This window comes from Pseudomonas sp. TMB3-21 (genome assembly GCF_054898145.1).
The window spans coordinates 2,492,477-2,508,135 of sequence record NZ_CM142718.1 but is presented as its reverse complement, the minus strand read 5'-3'; the positions used below and the strand labels follow the sequence as shown (position 1 = coordinate 2,508,135).

Here is a 15,659-nt window from a genome sequence, read left to right as displayed (position 1 = left end):
AGCGGTTTGTCAGTCGACATTTGTATTGACTGATACACCGCTTTCGCCAGCAAGCCGGCTCCTACGAGGGTCGCGTAGCTCCCCTCTTGTCGAAAAACAAGAATAAGGAACCGTCATGTTCGATATCAGCACGTTCCCCAAAGCCGATGCCGTCCGCCGGGCTGCGAATTTGAGTCAAGACGACTATCAGCGTCTGTATCGCCAGTCCATCGAGCATCCCAGCACCTTCTGGGCCGAACAGGCCACCCGGTTTCTCGACTGGAGCAAGCCTTGGGACACCGTCCAGCGCTATAACCTGAAGACGGGCGAAGCCAGCTGGTTCGCCGGCGGCAAGCTGAATGTCAGTTACAACTGCATAGACCGCCACCTGGAAAAACGCGGCGATCAGATCGCAATCATCTGGGAAGGCGACGACCCCGCCGAATCCGCGCAAATCACCTACAAAAAACTCCATCACCACGTCTGCCGACTGGCCAATGTGCTGAAAAGCCGTGGCGTGAAGAAAGGCGACCGCGTGTGCATTTACGTGCCGATGATCCCCGAGGCCGCGTACGCGATGCTCGCCTGCACTCGCATTGGCGCAGTGCATTCGGTGGTGTTCGGCGGTTTTTCCCCGGACTCGGTGCGTGACCGCATTCTCGACGCAGACTGCCGCACCGTGATCACCGCCGATGAAGGCGTGCGCGGCGGCAAATTTGTTCCGCTCAAAGAGAAGGTCGACAAAGCACTGGAGAGCTGCCCGAACGTCAGCACCGTGATTGTCGTCGAGCGCACACAGGGCGAAGTGAACATGCTCGAAGGCCGGGACATCTGGTATCACCAAGCCCTGCGCGACGTCAGCGACGATTGCCCGCCCGAGCCGATGGACGCAGAAGATCCACTGTTCATCCTCTACACCTCCGGCAGCACCGGCAAGCCCAAAGGCGTGCTGCACACCACCGGCGGTTACCTGTTGCAAGCGGCGATGACCTTCAAATACGTACTCGATTACCGCGACGATGAAGTGTTCTGGTGCACCGCCGACGTCGGCTGGGTCACCGGTCACAGCTACATCGTCTATGGTCCGCTGGCTAATGGCGCTACCACGCTGATCTTCGAGGGCGTGCCGAGCTACCCGAGCAGCTCGCGCTTCTGGCAGGTCATCGACAAACACCACGTGAATATCTTCTACACCGCGCCGACCGCCCTGCGCTCACTGATGCGCGAAGGTGCCGAACCGCTGAAGGAAACGTCCCGCGCCAGCCTCAGATTACTCGGCAGCGTCGGTGAACCGATCAACCCCGAAGCGTGGGACTGGTACTTCAACGCGGTCGGCGAACAGCGTTGCCCAATCGTCGACACCTGGTGGCAGACCGAAACCGGCGGCATCATGCTCAGCCCATTGGTCAGCGCTCAGCGAATCAAACCCGGCTGCGCCACGCAACCGATGTTCGGCGTGCAACCGGTGCTGCTGGATGAAACGGGCAAGGAAATCAAAGGCGCCGGCAGTGGCGTGCTGGCGATCAAATCCAGCTGGCCAGCGCAGATTCGCAGCGTTTATGGCGATCCGCAACGGATGGTCGACACCTATTTCAAACCCTACCCCGGCTACTATTTCACCGGTGACGGTGCTCGTCGCGACGAGGATGGCGATTACTGGATCACCGGGCGCATCGACGACGTGATCAACGTTTCCGGGCACCGCATCGGTACCGCCGAGGTGGAAAGTGCGCTGGTAGTGCATGACAGCATCGCTGAAGCCGCCGTCGTCGGTTATCCCCATGACGTCAAAGGCCAAGGCATATACGCCTTCGTCACCCCCATGAACGGCACCGAGCCCAATGACGAGTTGAAGAAGGAATTGCTGGCTCACGTCAGCAAGGAAATCGGCAGTTTCGCCAAGCCGGACCTGATTCAGTGGGCGCCGGCCTTGCCGAAAACCCGTTCCGGCAAGATCATGCGGCGGATTTTGCGCAAGATTGCCTGCAACGAGCTCGATACACTGGGGGACACGTCTACGCTGGCTGATCCAAGCGTGGTGCAGGACCTGGTGGATAAACGTTTGAATCAATAATCTGTACGCAGCTCCCCGGTGGGAGCGAGCCTGCTCGCGATGGACGTGAACGGTAACGCCGGTTTCCTGAGGAACGCGGCGCGCTTGAGCCTATCGCGAGCAAGCTTCACTCCTACAGGGAGCTTCTATTTTTCACCACAGAGTCGCCATGGAATTTATCCGCAGCCGCATCGAAACCCAGGTCATGAGCCTCACTGGTCTATCCCTCGGCAAGCTTGATCTGGAAAACCCCAAAGGCGATCCCGGCCTGTTCGGCCCCGATTCGGTGAGCTGGCAAATCCACGGTGATTTCAGCAGCATGCTTATCGGCGGCATCAGTGCGTTGATGCTCCAGGCCCTGCATCCGCTCGCACTGGCCGGGGTCTGGGACCATTCGAATTTTCGCGAGGACATGCTCGGTCGGTTGCGCCGCACCGGGCAGTTCATTTCAGGCACTACCTTCGGCTCGCGCCAGGATGCCGACTGGTTGATCGAGAAAGTGCGCACCATTCACTTGCAGGTCACCGGCACAGCGCCGGATGGGCGGACTTATGCGGCCAGTGATCCAGACCTGTTGACCTGGGTGCATGTGGCCGAAGTCAGCAACTTTATGGCGGCGCATCTGCGTTATCGCAATCCGGATTTATCGCTCGACGATCAGGACCGTTATTACGACGAAATCGCCCTGATTGCCGAACGCCTCGGCGCCCGTGATGTGCCACGCTCGCGGCAGCAAATTGCCGATTACCTTGAACGAATCCGTCCGCAACTGCTGTGCGATGCGCGCAGCCGCGAAGTCTTGCGACTGCTGCTGAATGCGCCTGCGCCGAGTCGTCTCGCCAAGCCGTTCGGCGGTCTGATGATGCAGGCCGGGATCGATTTGCTGCCGGACTGGGCGAGCGACATGCTCGGCGTCAGGCAAAATCTGCTGCAACGCAAAATGATCCGCGCCAGCGTCAACCGCAGCGCGCCGATGCTGCGCTGGGCGGTTCGTAATGGTTCGGTGCAACGGGCGCGACGGCGGATGGGGCTGAGCTGACGCTCAGAGCTGCAAGCTTGAAGCTTGAAGCTTGAAGCTCAGTAACTGCTAAACTCCCGCGCCAAATTCCCTCCTGCAAGGCGCCCAGCATGTCTTCCTTGAATCAGGCGCTGCGCGCCGCCCTCGATCATCGCCAGGACCTGCTTGCCGAACTGCATCAGCAAGGCACCGATTGCTACCGCCTGTTCCACGGCAGCCAGGAAGGCGCCGGCGGCCTGACCATCGACCGTTACGGCCCGCAACTGTTGGTGCAAAGCTTTCACCAGTCGCTCGAACTGAACGATCTCTTGCAGTTGCACGCCATCGTCAATCAGCAACTGGGCCTCGAAACCCTGCTGGTCTACAACGATCGCTCACGAGGCAATTCGCGCATTGACCGTGATGACAGCGTCTACCGCGCCGACCAGGCCGCGCTGCAAGACCTGATCGCGCACGAATGGGGTTTGAATTACCGCGTCCGTGGACGCCATGCCGGTCAGGACCCGCTGCTGTTCCTCGACCTGCGCAACACGCGCGGCTGGGTCAAGGCGCACAGCAAGAACAAAAGCGTGCTGAACCTGTTTGCCTACACCTGTGGCGTTGGCCTCAGCGCAGCAGCGGGGGGGGCGAGTGAGGTGTGCAACCTGGATTTCGCCGAGGGCAATCTCGCCGTCGGTCGCGAGAACGGGCTGCTCAACCCGCAGCTGCCGACCATGCAGTTCATCCAGTCGGACTATTTTCCGGCGATCCGCCAACTCGCCGGCCTGCCGATCAGCCAGCGTCGCGGGCAAAAACTGCCAAGTTATCAGCGCCTCGAACAACGTCAGTACGATCTGGTGCTGCTCGATCCTCCGGCCTGGGCCAAGAGCGCGTTCGGCACAGTCGACCTGTTGCGCGACTATCAAAGCCTGCTCAAACCGGCACTGCTGACCACCGCTGACAACGGCGTGCTGATCTGCTGCAACAATTTGGCGAAAGTCAGCATGGACGACTGGCGCGAGCAGGTTTTGCGTTGCGCAGAGAAAGCCGGACGGCCAGTGCGTGAGTGGACGGTGATGAAGCCGGGCGGCGATTTCCCGTCAATGGATCAACAACCGCCGCTGAAAACCCTGATCCTGCAGCTGTGAAAACCAGAGAAACTTTCAGATAAATCCTATAACGCAAGGTGGCTTCGGAACCGGATTCGCGTGCCATACTCCAAGGCATTCCGATTCAGACAGATGAAGCCGCACATGCCCAAAGGATTGATCCGCGCTTTCGGCGCACTGTTGACTGCTCTGGCCCTCTACAGCCTGTTGGGTTTTCTGATTTTGCCGGGCATCGCGTTGCGTGTGGCCAATCAGCAACTGGCCAACTACGCGACGACGCCCGCGACACTTCAACGGATCGAAATCAACCCCTTCAGCCTTGAAGTCACCTTGTGGGGTCTGGTGGTCGGCGAGCCGGGCAAAGAGCAGATCGGCTTCGAACGGCTGTACGCGAATCTGCAGCTCGACAGCCTTTGGACCAAAGCGCTGCATTTGTCCGACATCGAGCTCGACAAATCCAAAACCGAAATCCTCTTCGGCAAGGACGGCAAGCTGTATCTGCTGGGGCTGTTCAAAGTGCCCGCCAGCGAGCCAACCCCTGCCGACCCGGACGCCAAACCGTTCCCGCTGCGCATCGAGCGCATCAAACTGGCCGACGGTTCCGTGCACTTCAAGGATGAACGCCCGAGCGAACCGATCGAGTTTCTCTACGACCAGCTCGATTTCGAACTGAATAATCTCAGCACCTTGCCTGAAGACAGCGCCGACATGACGCTGGTGGCCATCGGCCCGGCAGGCGGCAAGATCGACTGGACCGGCAATTTCAGCCTGATCCCGATCGCCTCCGAGGGTAAGCTGAAGATTACCGACGGCAAAATGAAATCCTTCTGGCCTTATGTGCGTGACGCTGTGCCATTGGTGCTTGAGGACGGCGTCTTCAGCCTCAGCACCGACTACAAGCTGAACCTGTCCAAGAAAACCGAACTGCTGCTGAGCAACGTCGCGCTCAACGTTGCACCGTTCGCCATCAAGGCGCCGGATGGCCGCCCACTGGCGAGGCTTGCACGCCTGGACCTCAGCGAAACAAGCGTCGATCTGGCGAAGCAGCAAGTGATCGTTGGCAAGATCCGCAGCCAGAAACTGGAAACCTGGGCAGCGCTCGAAGCGGACGGGCAACTCGACTGGCAAAAACTGTTTGCCAGCCAACCGTCCAAAGAGGCCGCCAAGGCCAACGCCGAACCGGTCGACACGCCGGCCGCCGCCGATTCACCTGCGGCAGAACCGACGCCACCGAGCAAACCGTGGCAAGTGCTGCTTAAAGACGTGCAGTTGCGCGACTACCAAGTGCATTTGGAAGACCGCAAAGCGCAGCCCGTGGTGGCGCTGGATGTCGGCCCGCTGAATCTTGATTTGCAGAATTTCGACAGTCTCAACGGTTCGCCCTTCGCGCTCAAGCTCGACACTGGCGTGGGCAAGCAAGGCAAACTGATGGCAGACGGTCAGGTTAATCTGGCCCCGGTCAGTGCCAGACTGAACGTGCAAACCCGCGACATCGACCTGCGGATCGCACAGTCCTACATCAATCCGTTTATCCGCCTCGAGCTGCGCAGCGGCATGCTCGGCAGTGATCTGGCGGTGGACCTGAAAAGCACCGAGCCGCTGGCATTCAGCGTCACCGGCAAAGCCCAGGTTGATCAACTGCACACCCTCGACACCCTGAAAACCCGCGACTTTCTCAAGTGGCAGCAACTGGTGCTCGAAGGCTTGAATTACCAGCACGGCGACAGCCTGACGATTGCCAAGGTCAACCTGTTCCAGCCCTATGTGCGCTTCATGATCAACGACGACCGCACCACCAACGTCGATGATCTGCTGATTCCGCAGCCGGCGGATTCAACCGCCAAGACGACCGCAGGCAAACCCGCCAACCGGGAAAAACCGCTGGGTATTCACGTGGGCGGTGTTGCCATCAATGACGGTTCGGCGAATTTCGCCGACTTCAGCCTGACGCCGAATTTCGCCACGGCCGTGCAACAGCTCAATGGCCAGATCGGCACCATCGACAGCCGCCAGGCAAAACCGGCGACGGTGGACATCAAAGGCAAGGTCGACCGCTATGCACCGGTGACCATCAAGGGCGCGGTCAATCCGTTCGACCCGATGGCCAGCCTCGACATCGCCACCAGTTTCAAGCGTGTAGAACTGACCACGCTGACGCCCTACTCCGGCAAATTCGCCGGTTACCGCATCCGCAAGGGTCGGCTCAATCTCGACCTGCATTACATGATCACCAAAGGCCAGCTCAAAGCCGAAAACAAAGTGGTGGTGGAACAGCTGCAACTGGGTGAAAAGGTCGACAGCCCCGACGCCACCAGCCTGCCGCTGAAGCTCGCCATCGCTCTGCTCAAGGATGTCGACGGCAAGATTTCCATCGAGTTGCCGGTCACTGGCGACCTCAACAATCCGCAGTTCAGCGTCATGCCGATTGTCTGGCAGACCCTGCGCAATCTGATCGTCAAAGCCGCTGCGGCGCCGTTCAAGATGATAGGTGGTCTGGTCAGGGGCGGCGGTTCGGAAGACCTGGGCACGGTGTCGTTTGCGGCCGGTTCCAGCGAATTGAACAAGGATGCCGAGGGTTCGCTGATCAAACTTTCACAGGCGCTGAAAGAACGTCCTACCCTGCGTCTGGAAATTGAAGGCACTGCCGCTGCTCGCAGCGACGGCCCGCTGATTGCCAACGAGCGCCTGGAACGCGAATACCAGTACAACTACTACAAAATGCTCCAGCGTCGCGGCGACAAAGTACCGGCGCAAGCGTCATTACTGGAGGTGCCCGAGGGCGAGAAAGGTGCGTTGCTGGAAGGCATCTACCGCACCCGATTGAAAACCCAGCCACCGGCAGAATGGAAGGACCTTGGCAAGGAAGAGCGCACGGCGAAAATGCGTGAGGGTGTGATCGCGTTCTGGAGTTCCAGCGAAGTCTTGCTGCGCCAGCTCGGTCAGGACCGTGCCAGCAGCATCAAGGATTATCTGGTCGACAAAGGTCAGCTGGCTGACGACCGCGTGTACTTCATCGACTCCAGCCTCGGTGAACCCGAGAGCGATGGCCGCGTGGTTACGCCATTGCACCTGGATGCCGAGTGATGATCAAACGTTTTGTGTTGGGCTTGATACTGAGTGTTGCCGCCAGTCATACGATGGCCGCCAATACGTTGCGTTGCGGTAGCCACTTGGTCAGCGTCGGCGATCGCTCGGGCGAGGTTCTGCACAAATGCGGAGAGCCAGTGAGTCGCGATGTGCTGGGCTACAAGCGCAGCGCCAACCGGCGGGAAGAGTTTCAGGTCGAGGAATGGACTTACGGTCCGAACGGCGGGATGTATCAGTACCTGCGGTTCGAAGGTAATCGCCTGAAGCGAATCACCAGCAACCGCGGCAATTGAGCCACCGAGCGCTTTTGTAATTGGATGGACTCGCCCTCGCTGTCGATGGCTGTTTAGACTGCCACCGTGGCGCATTGACGCCTCGGCTTGGGCGAGTCCATCCAATTACAGGTTTTGCGTTGCCCACAATAGAACAGGCCCCGGACACGAATGTCAGGGGCCTGTAATGGCCACAATCCTTGTGGCCGTCGCATGAACTCTCAGTTGCGGTAGACGTATGACTCGGCTCGTCTACCGCGCCTTCTCCCGGTTCAGGCGAGAAGTCTTAACTTACTCGGATTTCAGGCCGTCAGCGGAGACCGCTTTAACGCCTTTGATCTTCTTGGCAATAGCGACTGCAACGTCTTTTTGCGAATCAGTCACTGCAGTAGTCGACGACAGGGAAACAACGCCTTTGTTGGTTTCTACCTTGATGTCGGTACCAGGAATGCCTTTTTCGGTAACCAGATCAGCTTTGACTTTAGTGGTGATCCAGGTGTCGGAGGTAACTTCTTTTGCTTCAGTCACTTCACCGGCGGCCAGAACCATTGGAGCCTGGGATGCCTGAGTGGCGGCGAAGGCAGCGTTGGCCATGGTCAGGGTCAGCGCGGTAGCAGTAGCGGCAGCGATAGCGAACTTCTTCATACGAGTAACTCCTGTTTTTCTTTAAAGTCTGCTGCGTGTGTTGTCAGCAGGGTTACTGGGTATGTTGCGAAGGGTGTGCCAACTTTGAGACAGGATTTTATTTGTTATAAATCAATAGGTTATGGAGAAGGTTGATTTTCGGAATCATGCATTTTGCATGAGTTGGAAATTATCGACATGCAAGTTGCGGGATTTGGGGTGGGCGTAAGGCCATGAATTTGCGGGAATTTCTGTTTTGCTGCTAGCCAATGTTTCAGAAATAAAAAACCGCCTCATTGAGGCGGTTCATTCAACACATCCCGTCTATGCACCGTCACAGCCTTTAGGAGCGTATTCCTGCGTCACTGCAGTCGTACACGCCCAGCCAGTCTCAGCCGCGCGTGTCAATGTGATTGTTTTCCCGCCTACCGGAGCTGGCGCATTAGCGATTGTGCAAACGATCGTTCCTTTACCGTCAGCAGCTGTCCCGGATGCAGTCACCGCGCAGTTTGGGGTCGTGGCAAGGCCACCTAATGCCGCCACATCTTTCACTCCAGTGCCGTCATTCATAAGTTGCTCAAATGGCACCTTAAGGGCAGAAATCTCAGCCAGCCCCGCCGTCACGCTTGCCCGAGCCTGATACTTCGAATAAGCCGGCAAAGCAAACGTCGCCAAAATCCCGATAATCGCCACCACGATCAGCAGCTCGATAAGGGTAAAACCTTTCTGTGTGTTCATTAACAAGCTCCGGTGCATGAGTCAAAATCCCATGATCTGATTAGCCCAAAGCACAGCTCATGCCAAAGCCGTTACCCGCAGTCGGCCGCGCGCGAAAAACCTCAGAGCGCCCTTTCCTACCCCCACCGTCCGCACTTTCTGACAATTTTTGTCACCTCGGCATCCATGGTTTGGCTCCGCCGGTTGACTACGCTATAAGTCATGCATAGTTTGCGTCCGGAATCCCCATGAACGATATCGCCCTAAGCGGCTTGGCCAAGCAATTGGTCCTGGCCGAACTGATCACTGAAAAAAGCGCACAACAGGCGTATGAGCAAGCTCAGCGCAGCAAAACCTCCCTGATCAGTTATCTGGTGCAGAACAAACTGGTGGGCAGCCGCCAGGTGGCCGAGATCGCCTCGGAGCATTTCGGCATGCCGTTGCTGGACCTCAGTTGCCTCGACAAAGAGTCCCAGCCCACAGGCCTGGTCAGTGAGAAACTGCTCCGCCAGCACCACGCGCTGCCCCTGTGGCGACGCGGCAATAAGCTGTTCGTCGGCGTTTCCGACCCGACCAATCTTCAGGCCATCAACGATATCCAGTTCAGCACCGGGCTCGGTACCGAAGCCATTCTGGTCGAGGACGACAAGCTCTCGGACGCGTTGGACAAGTTCTTCGACAACCAAAGCACCGGCCTCGAAGACATGGCCGATGTCGACCTTGATGGCGTGAACATCGAGTCGGACGACGACAACCGCCAGGAATCCATCGCCGGGCAGGATGCCGATGACGCACCGGTGGTGCGCTTCGTCCACAAGATGTTGCTCGACGCCATCAAAAGCGGCTCTTCCGACCTGCACTTCGAACCTTACGAAAAAACCTACCGCGTGCGGATGCGCACCGACGGCATGCTGCGTGAAGTGGCCAAGCCGCCGATCCAGCTGGCCGCGCGTATTGCCGCGCGCCTGAAGGTCATGGCCAGCCTGGATATTTCCGAGCGGCGCAAACCTCAGGACGGGCGAATCAAGATGCGTCTGTCGAAGAGCAAGTCGATCGACTTCCGGGTCAACACCTTGCCGACCCTGTGGGGCGAAAAAGTGGTGATCCGGATCCTCGACCCCACCAGCGCGCAGATGGGTATCGACGCGCTCGGCTATGAGCCCGGCCAGAAAGATCTGTACATGGCCGCCCTGAAACAGCCGCAGGGCATGATCCTCGTCACCGGCCCTACCGGTTCGGGTAAGACCGTCTCGCTCTACACCGGCCTGAATATCCTCAATACCGTGGACATCAACATCTCCACGGCCGAGGACCCGGTGGAAATCAACATGGAAGGCATCAACCAGGTCAACGTCAATCCCAAACAGGGGCTGGGCTTTCCCCAGGCGTTACGCTCATTTTTGCGTCAAGATCCTGACGTGATCATGGTCGGTGAGATCCGCGACCTGGAAACCGCAGAGATTGCGATCAAGGCTGCGCAGACCGGTCACCTGGTGTTATCGACCCTGCACACCAACAGCGCCGCCGAAACCCTGACCCGTCTGCACAACATGGGCATTCAGGGTTTCAACATCGCCACCTCGGTCACGCTGATCATTGCCCAGCGTCTGGCCCGCAAACTGTGCAGCCATTGCAAGAAACCCATCGACATCCCCCGCGAAGCGCTGATCAAGGAAGGGTTCCCCGAGCAGCTTCTCGGCTCGTTCACCATTTATGAGCCAGTCGGCTGCGATCACTGCAACGGTGGCTATAAAGGACGTGTGGGGATTTACGAAGTGGTGAAGAACACGCCGGACCTGCAACGCTTGATCATGGCCGAGGGCAATTCACTGGAAATCGATATTCAGATGCGCAAGGACGGTTTCAACGACCTGCGCACGTCCGGGCTGATCAAGGCCATGCAAGGCATCACCAGCCTTGAGGAAATCAACCGGGTTACCAAGGATTGAACATGGCGGTCAAAGCAGCAAAAATCAGTGTTTACAGCTGGGAAGGTACGGACAAGAAAGGCACAAAAATGGCCGGCGAGCTCACCGGTCAGAGCCCGGCGCTGATCAAGGCGCAACTGCGCAAGCAAGGCATCAACCCGGGCAAGGTGCGCAAGAAGTCCGCGTCGATCCTGAGCCTGGGCAAACGCATCAAAGCTCAGGACATCGCCCTGTTCACCCGGCAGATGGCGACCATGATGAAAGCCGGCGTGCCACTGTTGCAGTCGTTCGACATCATTGGCGAAGGCTTCGACAACCCGGCCATGCGCAAACTGGTCGACGAGGTCAAACAGGAGGTCGCGGCAGGCAACAGCTTCGCCGCAGCCTTGCGCAAAAATCCGCAATATTTCGATGAGCTCTACTGCAACCTCGTCGACGCCGGTGAACAGGCGGGTGCGCTCGATACCCTGCTGGAGCGCGTCGCCACTTATAAAGAAAAAAGTGAAGCCCTCAAGGCCAAAATCAAGAAGGCGATGACCTACCCTGCGGCGGTGGTGTTTGTGGCGATTATTGTGACCGGGATCCTGCTGGTCAAGGTCGTGCCGCAGTTCGAATCGGTGTTCAAGGGTTTTGGCGCGGAACTGCCGGGTTTTACCGTAATGGTCATCGGCCTGTCGGAGTTTCTGCAGGAATGGTGGTGGGTGATCCTTGGCCTGCTGATCGCGGCGATATTCGGCGTCCGGCATGCCTTCAAGAAGTCCCAGGCCTTCAGGGACCGCACCGACACCTGGATGCTGAAAGTTCCGCTGGTTGGCACGCTGATGTACAAGTCTGCCGTGGCTCGCTATGCGCGCACCCTCTCGACCACGTTCGCCGCCGGCGTGCCGCTGGTGGAGGCGCTGGAATCGGTAGCGGGTGCCACCGGCAACATCGTCTTCAAGCGCGCGGTGTTGCGCATCAAACAGGATGTGTCGACGGGCATGCAGCTGAATTTCTCCATGCGCACCTCGGGGATCTTTCCCAACATGGCGATTCAGATGACAGCCATTGGCGAAGAGTCCGGCGCACTGGATGACATGCTCGACAAGGTCGCCAGTTTCTACGAGGCCGAAGTGGATAACATGGTCGACAACCTCACCAGCCTGATGGAGCCCTTCATCATGGTGGTCCTCGGCGTCATCGTCGGCGGTCTGGTGGTTGCGATGTACCTGCCTATCTTCCAACTCGGCTCAGCGATCTGACATGCCTTTGAATGAAATCCTGACTGTCTATCCGCTGGCCTTCATCGTTATTGCCTGCATCGTTGGCCTGCTGGTCGGCAGCTTCCTTAACGTGGTGATCTGGCGTCTGCCGAAGATGCTCGCCCGTGAGTGGCGCGAGCAAGCCCTCGACATTCTCGGTTTGCCCGCCGAGCCCGCGCTGCCGACCTACAACCTGCTGTTGCCGCACTCACAGTGCCCGCATTGCGACCATCGTATCCGCGCGTGGGAAAACATCCCGGTGGTCAGTTATGTGTTTCTGCGCGGACGCTGTGCGGGGTGCGCAGCGTCCATCAGCCAGCGTTATCCGCTGACCGAACTGGCGTGCGGCGTGCTGTCGGGGTTCGTGGCCTGGCATTTCGGTTTCGGCTGGCCGGCGCTGATGGTGCTGTTGCTGACCTGGGGCCTGTTGGCGATGAGCCTGATCGACGCCGAGCATCAATTGCTGCCGGATGTGCTGGTGCTGCCGCTGTTGTGGCTCGGCCTGATCGTCAACAGTTTCGGGCTGTTCGTGCCGCTGACGGAAGCCTTGTGGGGCGCAGTGGCCGGTTATCTGGCCTTGTGGTCGGTGTTCTGGGTGTTCAAGCTGATCACCGGCAAGGACGGCATGGGCCATGGCGATTTCAAGCTGCTGGCGATGTTGGGCGCTTGGGGCGGCTGGCAGATTTTGCCGCTGACGCTGCTTTTGTCTTCACTGGTGGGTGCCGTGATCGGCCTGATCATGCTGCGCCTGCGTAACGCGCAAACCTCGACGCCGATCCCTTTTGGACCTTATCTGGCCATTGCCGGCTGGATTGCCTTGCTCTGGGGTGGTCAAATAACCGCCTTCTATTGGCAGTTTGTCGGTTTGCAATGAAAACCCCTGTGAAAACCCCCTGGATTCTTGGCCTCACCGGCGGCATCGGCAGCGGCAAAAGCGCGGCCGCCGAGCACTTCATCAGCCTTGGTGTGCACGTGGTGGACGCCGATCACGCAGCGCGCTGGGTGGTCGAGCCGGGCCGTCCGGCGCTGGCGAAAATCGCCGAACATTTCGGTCCCGGCGTGCTGCAAGGCAATGGCCAGCTGGATCGCGCGGCCCTGCGCAAACTGATTTTTGAAGTGCCGGAACAGCGCTTGTGGCTCGAAGCGCTGCTGCATCCGCTGATCGCTGAAGAAATCGTCGAACATCTGGGCAAGGCACAATCGCCTTACGCGATTCTGGTGTCGCCGCTACTGATCGAGTCCGGCCAGCACAGCATGACCCAGCGCGTGCTGGTGATCGACGCCCCCGAACAACTGCAGATTGAGCGCACCTTGCAACGTGACCAGACCAGCGAGCAACAGGTCCAAGCGATCCTCAAGGCGCAATCCAGCCGCCAGGATCGCGTGAGCCATGCCGACGATGTGGTGGTCAATGACCGCGACCTCGCCTGGCTGCACAGCGAGATCGAGCGTCTGCATCACTTTTACCTTACTTTGCGTGGAGGCCAGTCATGAGCCAAACCCCAACCGTCGAATGCCCAACCTGTGGCGCCCCGGTCGAATGGACCCCAAACAGCACGTTCCGGCCGTTCTGTTCCGATCGCTGCAAACTGATCGACCTGGGCGCCTGGGCCTCGGAAGAACACAAGATCCCGGTCAGCCCGGACGCCGAAGACGATCTGTTCAGCGAAGACTTCGAACCGCGTCATTGACCGCGTCATTGATCAGGGTTTCGGCTCTTCATCCTTCCACGGCGCTGACAGGTAGCGCGTGCGGTTGAAGGTCTCCAGCCATTCAGGGCTGAACACCACCAGCGCGCTGACCACCATCCCGTTGATGAACGCCTCCGGAAAAATGATCAACCACAGGTAACCGACGAAATCCTCCAGCCAGTACGGCATGGCGAATCGTCCGTCGAACCACAGCAGCCACAGGGCCAGCAGCAGGCACAACAACGCCGAGACCGCCGCCGCGAAGAAGCCCGAAACGAAGATATACACAAAGGGATTTCGCGGCTGTGCGCGCTCCACCAGAATCGCACAGCACTCGGTCACCAGCACCGGCAGCAGAATCAGCAACGCGCCATTCACCCCCATTGCGGCCAGGTCCTGGCGCCCCAGGAGGATCAGCCCCACCTGCGCAATCAGCCCGCCGACGATCGCCAGCGGCCAATCGAGCAGCAGCGTCACCGCCGTCATGCCGAGAAAATGGTAAGACACGCCGGTATCGAAATCCCTTCGCACCAGCCACAGCATGAACAGCGCAAACACAGTGCCGAATAGCAGATGCTGGCGCCGGCTGTCCGCGAACAATTCAACCCACGGCACACGGCAGATTGCCCACAGCAGTACCGGCGCATAGATCAGCCAACCCACTGTGAGGCTCTGCGGTGATAACAATTCGGCGCCGATCATGGCTACAGGTCTCCGGCACTTGGGCCAATACAACCGGGAGGTCGCCCGGGTAGCAGAGTGCCCCTGAGGATCTCCCTCAGTCTACACCGGGGTTCCCGGTGGCATTAAGTAACGTATCCCACCGACGTAAATGGATTTATTGCCTAGACTCTTTCTGTCCACCGTGCGTTTTGGAATAAACGACACGACAAAACAACAAGAGGAACATGTGAATGCTCAAGTCTTTTTGCAAGGCAGCGGTCTGTGTATTGGCGCTGGGGGCGTCCGGTCTGTCGCTGGCAGCCGATCCGATCATCATCAAGTTCTCCCACGTGGTGGCCGAACAAACGCCCAAGGGTCAGGGCGCGCTGATGTTCAAGAAGCTCGTGGAAGAACGCCTGGCAGGCAAAGTCCGGGTCGATGTGTACCCTAACTCTTCGTTGTTCGGTGACGGCAAGGAAATGGAGGCGCTGCTGTCAGGCGATGTGCAACTGATTGCGCCGTCGCTGGCAAAATTCGAGCAATACACGCCGAAGCTGCAGCTGTTCGACCTGCCGTTTCTGTTCAACGACATCGCTGCAGTGGATCGCTTTCAGCTCAGCCCTGAAGGTCAGAATCTGCTGAAGTCGATGGAGGGCAAGAACATTACGGGGCTGGCGTATTGGCACAACGGCATGAAGCAATTGTCGGCCAACAAGGCACTGCGTGAACCCGCCGATGCGCGAGGTCTGAAGTTCCGCGTACAAGCCTCCGCCGTGCTGGAAGAGCAGTTCAAGGCCGTGCGCGCCAACCCGCGCAAAATGAGCTTCGCCGAGGTGTATCAAGGCTTGCAGACAGGCGTGGTGAATGGCGCGGAAAACCCTTACTCGAACATCTACAGCCAGAAGATGCACGAGGTGCAGAAATTCATCACCGAAACCGACCACGGCTTGCTCGACTACATGCTGATCACCAACACCAAGTTCTGGAGCGGCCTGCCGGCGGATGTGAAAACCGAACTGGACAAGATCATCGTCGAGGTGACGGCGCAGGTTAACAAGGACGCCGAGAAGCTGAACCAGGACGCCAAGCAGAACATCCTCACTGCAAAAACCACCGAGATCATCACGCTGACTCCAGAGCAGCGCGGCAAATGGCGTGAAGCGATGAAACCGGTGTGGTCGAAATTCGAAGCGGATATTGGCGCTGACCTTATCAAGGCCGCCGACGCCGCCAATCAGGCTCAGTAATCTGCCCGTGAGCGCCGCCTTAACGGGCGGCCGCTCGTTCACAGTCGTCAC

14 protein-coding genes are annotated in these 15,659 nt (G+C 58.7%); 11 read left to right on the top strand and 3 right to left on the bottom strand.

Annotated features, from left to right (window positions below; translation table 11 throughout):
- Window positions 1-115: 115 nt before the first annotated feature.
- From acs to ACYZTS_RS11545, 5 genes are all read left to right on the top strand, one after another.
- Window positions 116-2,053 carry an acetate--CoA ligase gene (gene acs, locus ACYZTS_RS11565; RefSeq protein WP_461995981.1) on the top strand — a complete coding sequence of 646 codons (1,938 nt, stop codon included), beginning with the start codon at window positions 116-118 and terminating at the stop codon, window positions 2,051-2,053.
- A 148-nt stretch (window positions 2,054-2,201) separates the two neighbouring features.
- Window positions 2,202-3,071 (top strand): oxygenase MpaB family protein, encoded by an 870-nt coding sequence (locus ACYZTS_RS11560; RefSeq protein WP_028623382.1) that lies wholly within the window; start codon window positions 2,202-2,204, stop codon window positions 3,069-3,071.
- A gap of 89 nt (window positions 3,072-3,160) precedes the next feature.
- Window positions 3,161-4,177 carry a class I SAM-dependent rRNA methyltransferase gene (locus ACYZTS_RS11555; protein ID WP_461995980.1) on the top strand — a complete coding sequence of 339 codons (1,017 nt, stop codon included), beginning with the start codon at window positions 3,161-3,163 and terminating at the stop codon, window positions 4,175-4,177.
- A 93-nt stretch (window positions 4,178-4,270) separates the two neighbouring features.
- On the top strand, window positions 4,271-7,222 hold the full coding sequence (locus ACYZTS_RS11550) for a DUF748 domain-containing protein (protein ID WP_461995978.1): 2,952 nt from the start codon (window positions 4,271-4,273) through the stop codon (window positions 7,220-7,222).
- Entirely contained in the window at window positions 7,222-7,518 is a 297-nt protein-coding gene (locus ACYZTS_RS11545; RefSeq protein ID WP_461995976.1) for a DUF2845 domain-containing protein, read from the top strand. Before ACYZTS_RS11550 ends, ACYZTS_RS11545 begins: the two co-directional genes overlap by 1 nt.
- A gap of 270 nt (window positions 7,519-7,788) precedes the next feature.
- Here the strand turns inward: ACYZTS_RS11545 and ACYZTS_RS11540 are convergent, their stop codons facing one another.
- Window positions 7,789-8,142, bottom strand: a complete 354-nt coding sequence (locus tag ACYZTS_RS11540) for a BON domain-containing protein (protein WP_028623378.1) — start codon at window positions 8,140-8,142, stop codon at window positions 7,789-7,791.
- A 303-nt stretch (window positions 8,143-8,445) separates the two neighbouring features.
- Window positions 8,446-8,859 carry a pilin gene (locus ACYZTS_RS11535; protein WP_461995974.1) on the bottom strand — a complete coding sequence of 138 codons (414 nt, stop codon included), beginning with the start codon at window positions 8,857-8,859 and terminating at the stop codon, window positions 8,446-8,448.
- 227 nt (window positions 8,860-9,086) lie between these two features.
- Here ACYZTS_RS11535 and pilB point away from each other — a divergent pair, with 227 nt between their 5' ends.
- From pilB to yacG, 5 genes are read left to right on the top strand one after another with little or no spacing between them, the layout of a single operon-like run.
- Window positions 9,087-10,787 carry a type IV-A pilus assembly ATPase PilB gene (gene pilB / locus ACYZTS_RS11530; protein ID WP_461995972.1) on the top strand — a complete coding sequence of 567 codons (1,701 nt, stop codon included), beginning with the start codon at window positions 9,087-9,089 and terminating at the stop codon, window positions 10,785-10,787.
- Between the two features lie 2 nt (window positions 10,788-10,789).
- Window positions 10,790-12,007, top strand: coding sequence for a type II secretion system F family protein (locus ACYZTS_RS11525; RefSeq protein WP_028623375.1), 1,218 nt, complete (start codon window positions 10,790-10,792; stop codon window positions 12,005-12,007).
- A gap of 1 nt (window position 12,008) precedes the next feature.
- Window positions 12,009-12,881, top strand: coding sequence for a prepilin peptidase (locus ACYZTS_RS11520; RefSeq protein WP_461995970.1), 873 nt, complete (start codon window positions 12,009-12,011; stop codon window positions 12,879-12,881).
- Window positions 12,878-13,501 carry a dephospho-CoA kinase gene (coaE, locus tag ACYZTS_RS11515; protein ID WP_461995968.1) on the top strand — a complete coding sequence of 208 codons (624 nt, stop codon included), beginning with the start codon at window positions 12,878-12,880 and terminating at the stop codon, window positions 13,499-13,501. The genes ACYZTS_RS11520 and coaE overlap by 4 nt, the downstream gene beginning before the upstream one ends.
- On the top strand, window positions 13,498-13,698 hold the full coding sequence (gene yacG, locus ACYZTS_RS11510) for a DNA gyrase inhibitor YacG (protein ID WP_028623372.1): 201 nt from the start codon (window positions 13,498-13,500) through the stop codon (window positions 13,696-13,698). The genes coaE and yacG overlap by 4 nt, the downstream gene beginning before the upstream one ends.
- 12 nt (window positions 13,699-13,710) lie before the next feature.
- On the opposite strand, the gene ACYZTS_RS11505 is transcribed toward yacG, so the two are convergent.
- A complete protein-coding gene (locus ACYZTS_RS11505; RefSeq protein WP_028623371.1) occupies window positions 13,711-14,400 on the bottom strand; it encodes an energy-coupling factor ABC transporter permease in 690 nt (229 codons plus the stop codon).
- Window positions 14,401-14,612: 212 nt separating this feature from the next.
- On the opposite strand from ACYZTS_RS11505, the gene ACYZTS_RS11500 reads away from it, so the two are divergent.
- Entirely contained in the window at window positions 14,613-15,608 is a 996-nt protein-coding gene (locus tag ACYZTS_RS11500; RefSeq protein ID WP_461995965.1) for a TRAP transporter substrate-binding protein, read from the top strand.
- Window positions 15,609-15,659: the final 51 nt, after the last annotated feature.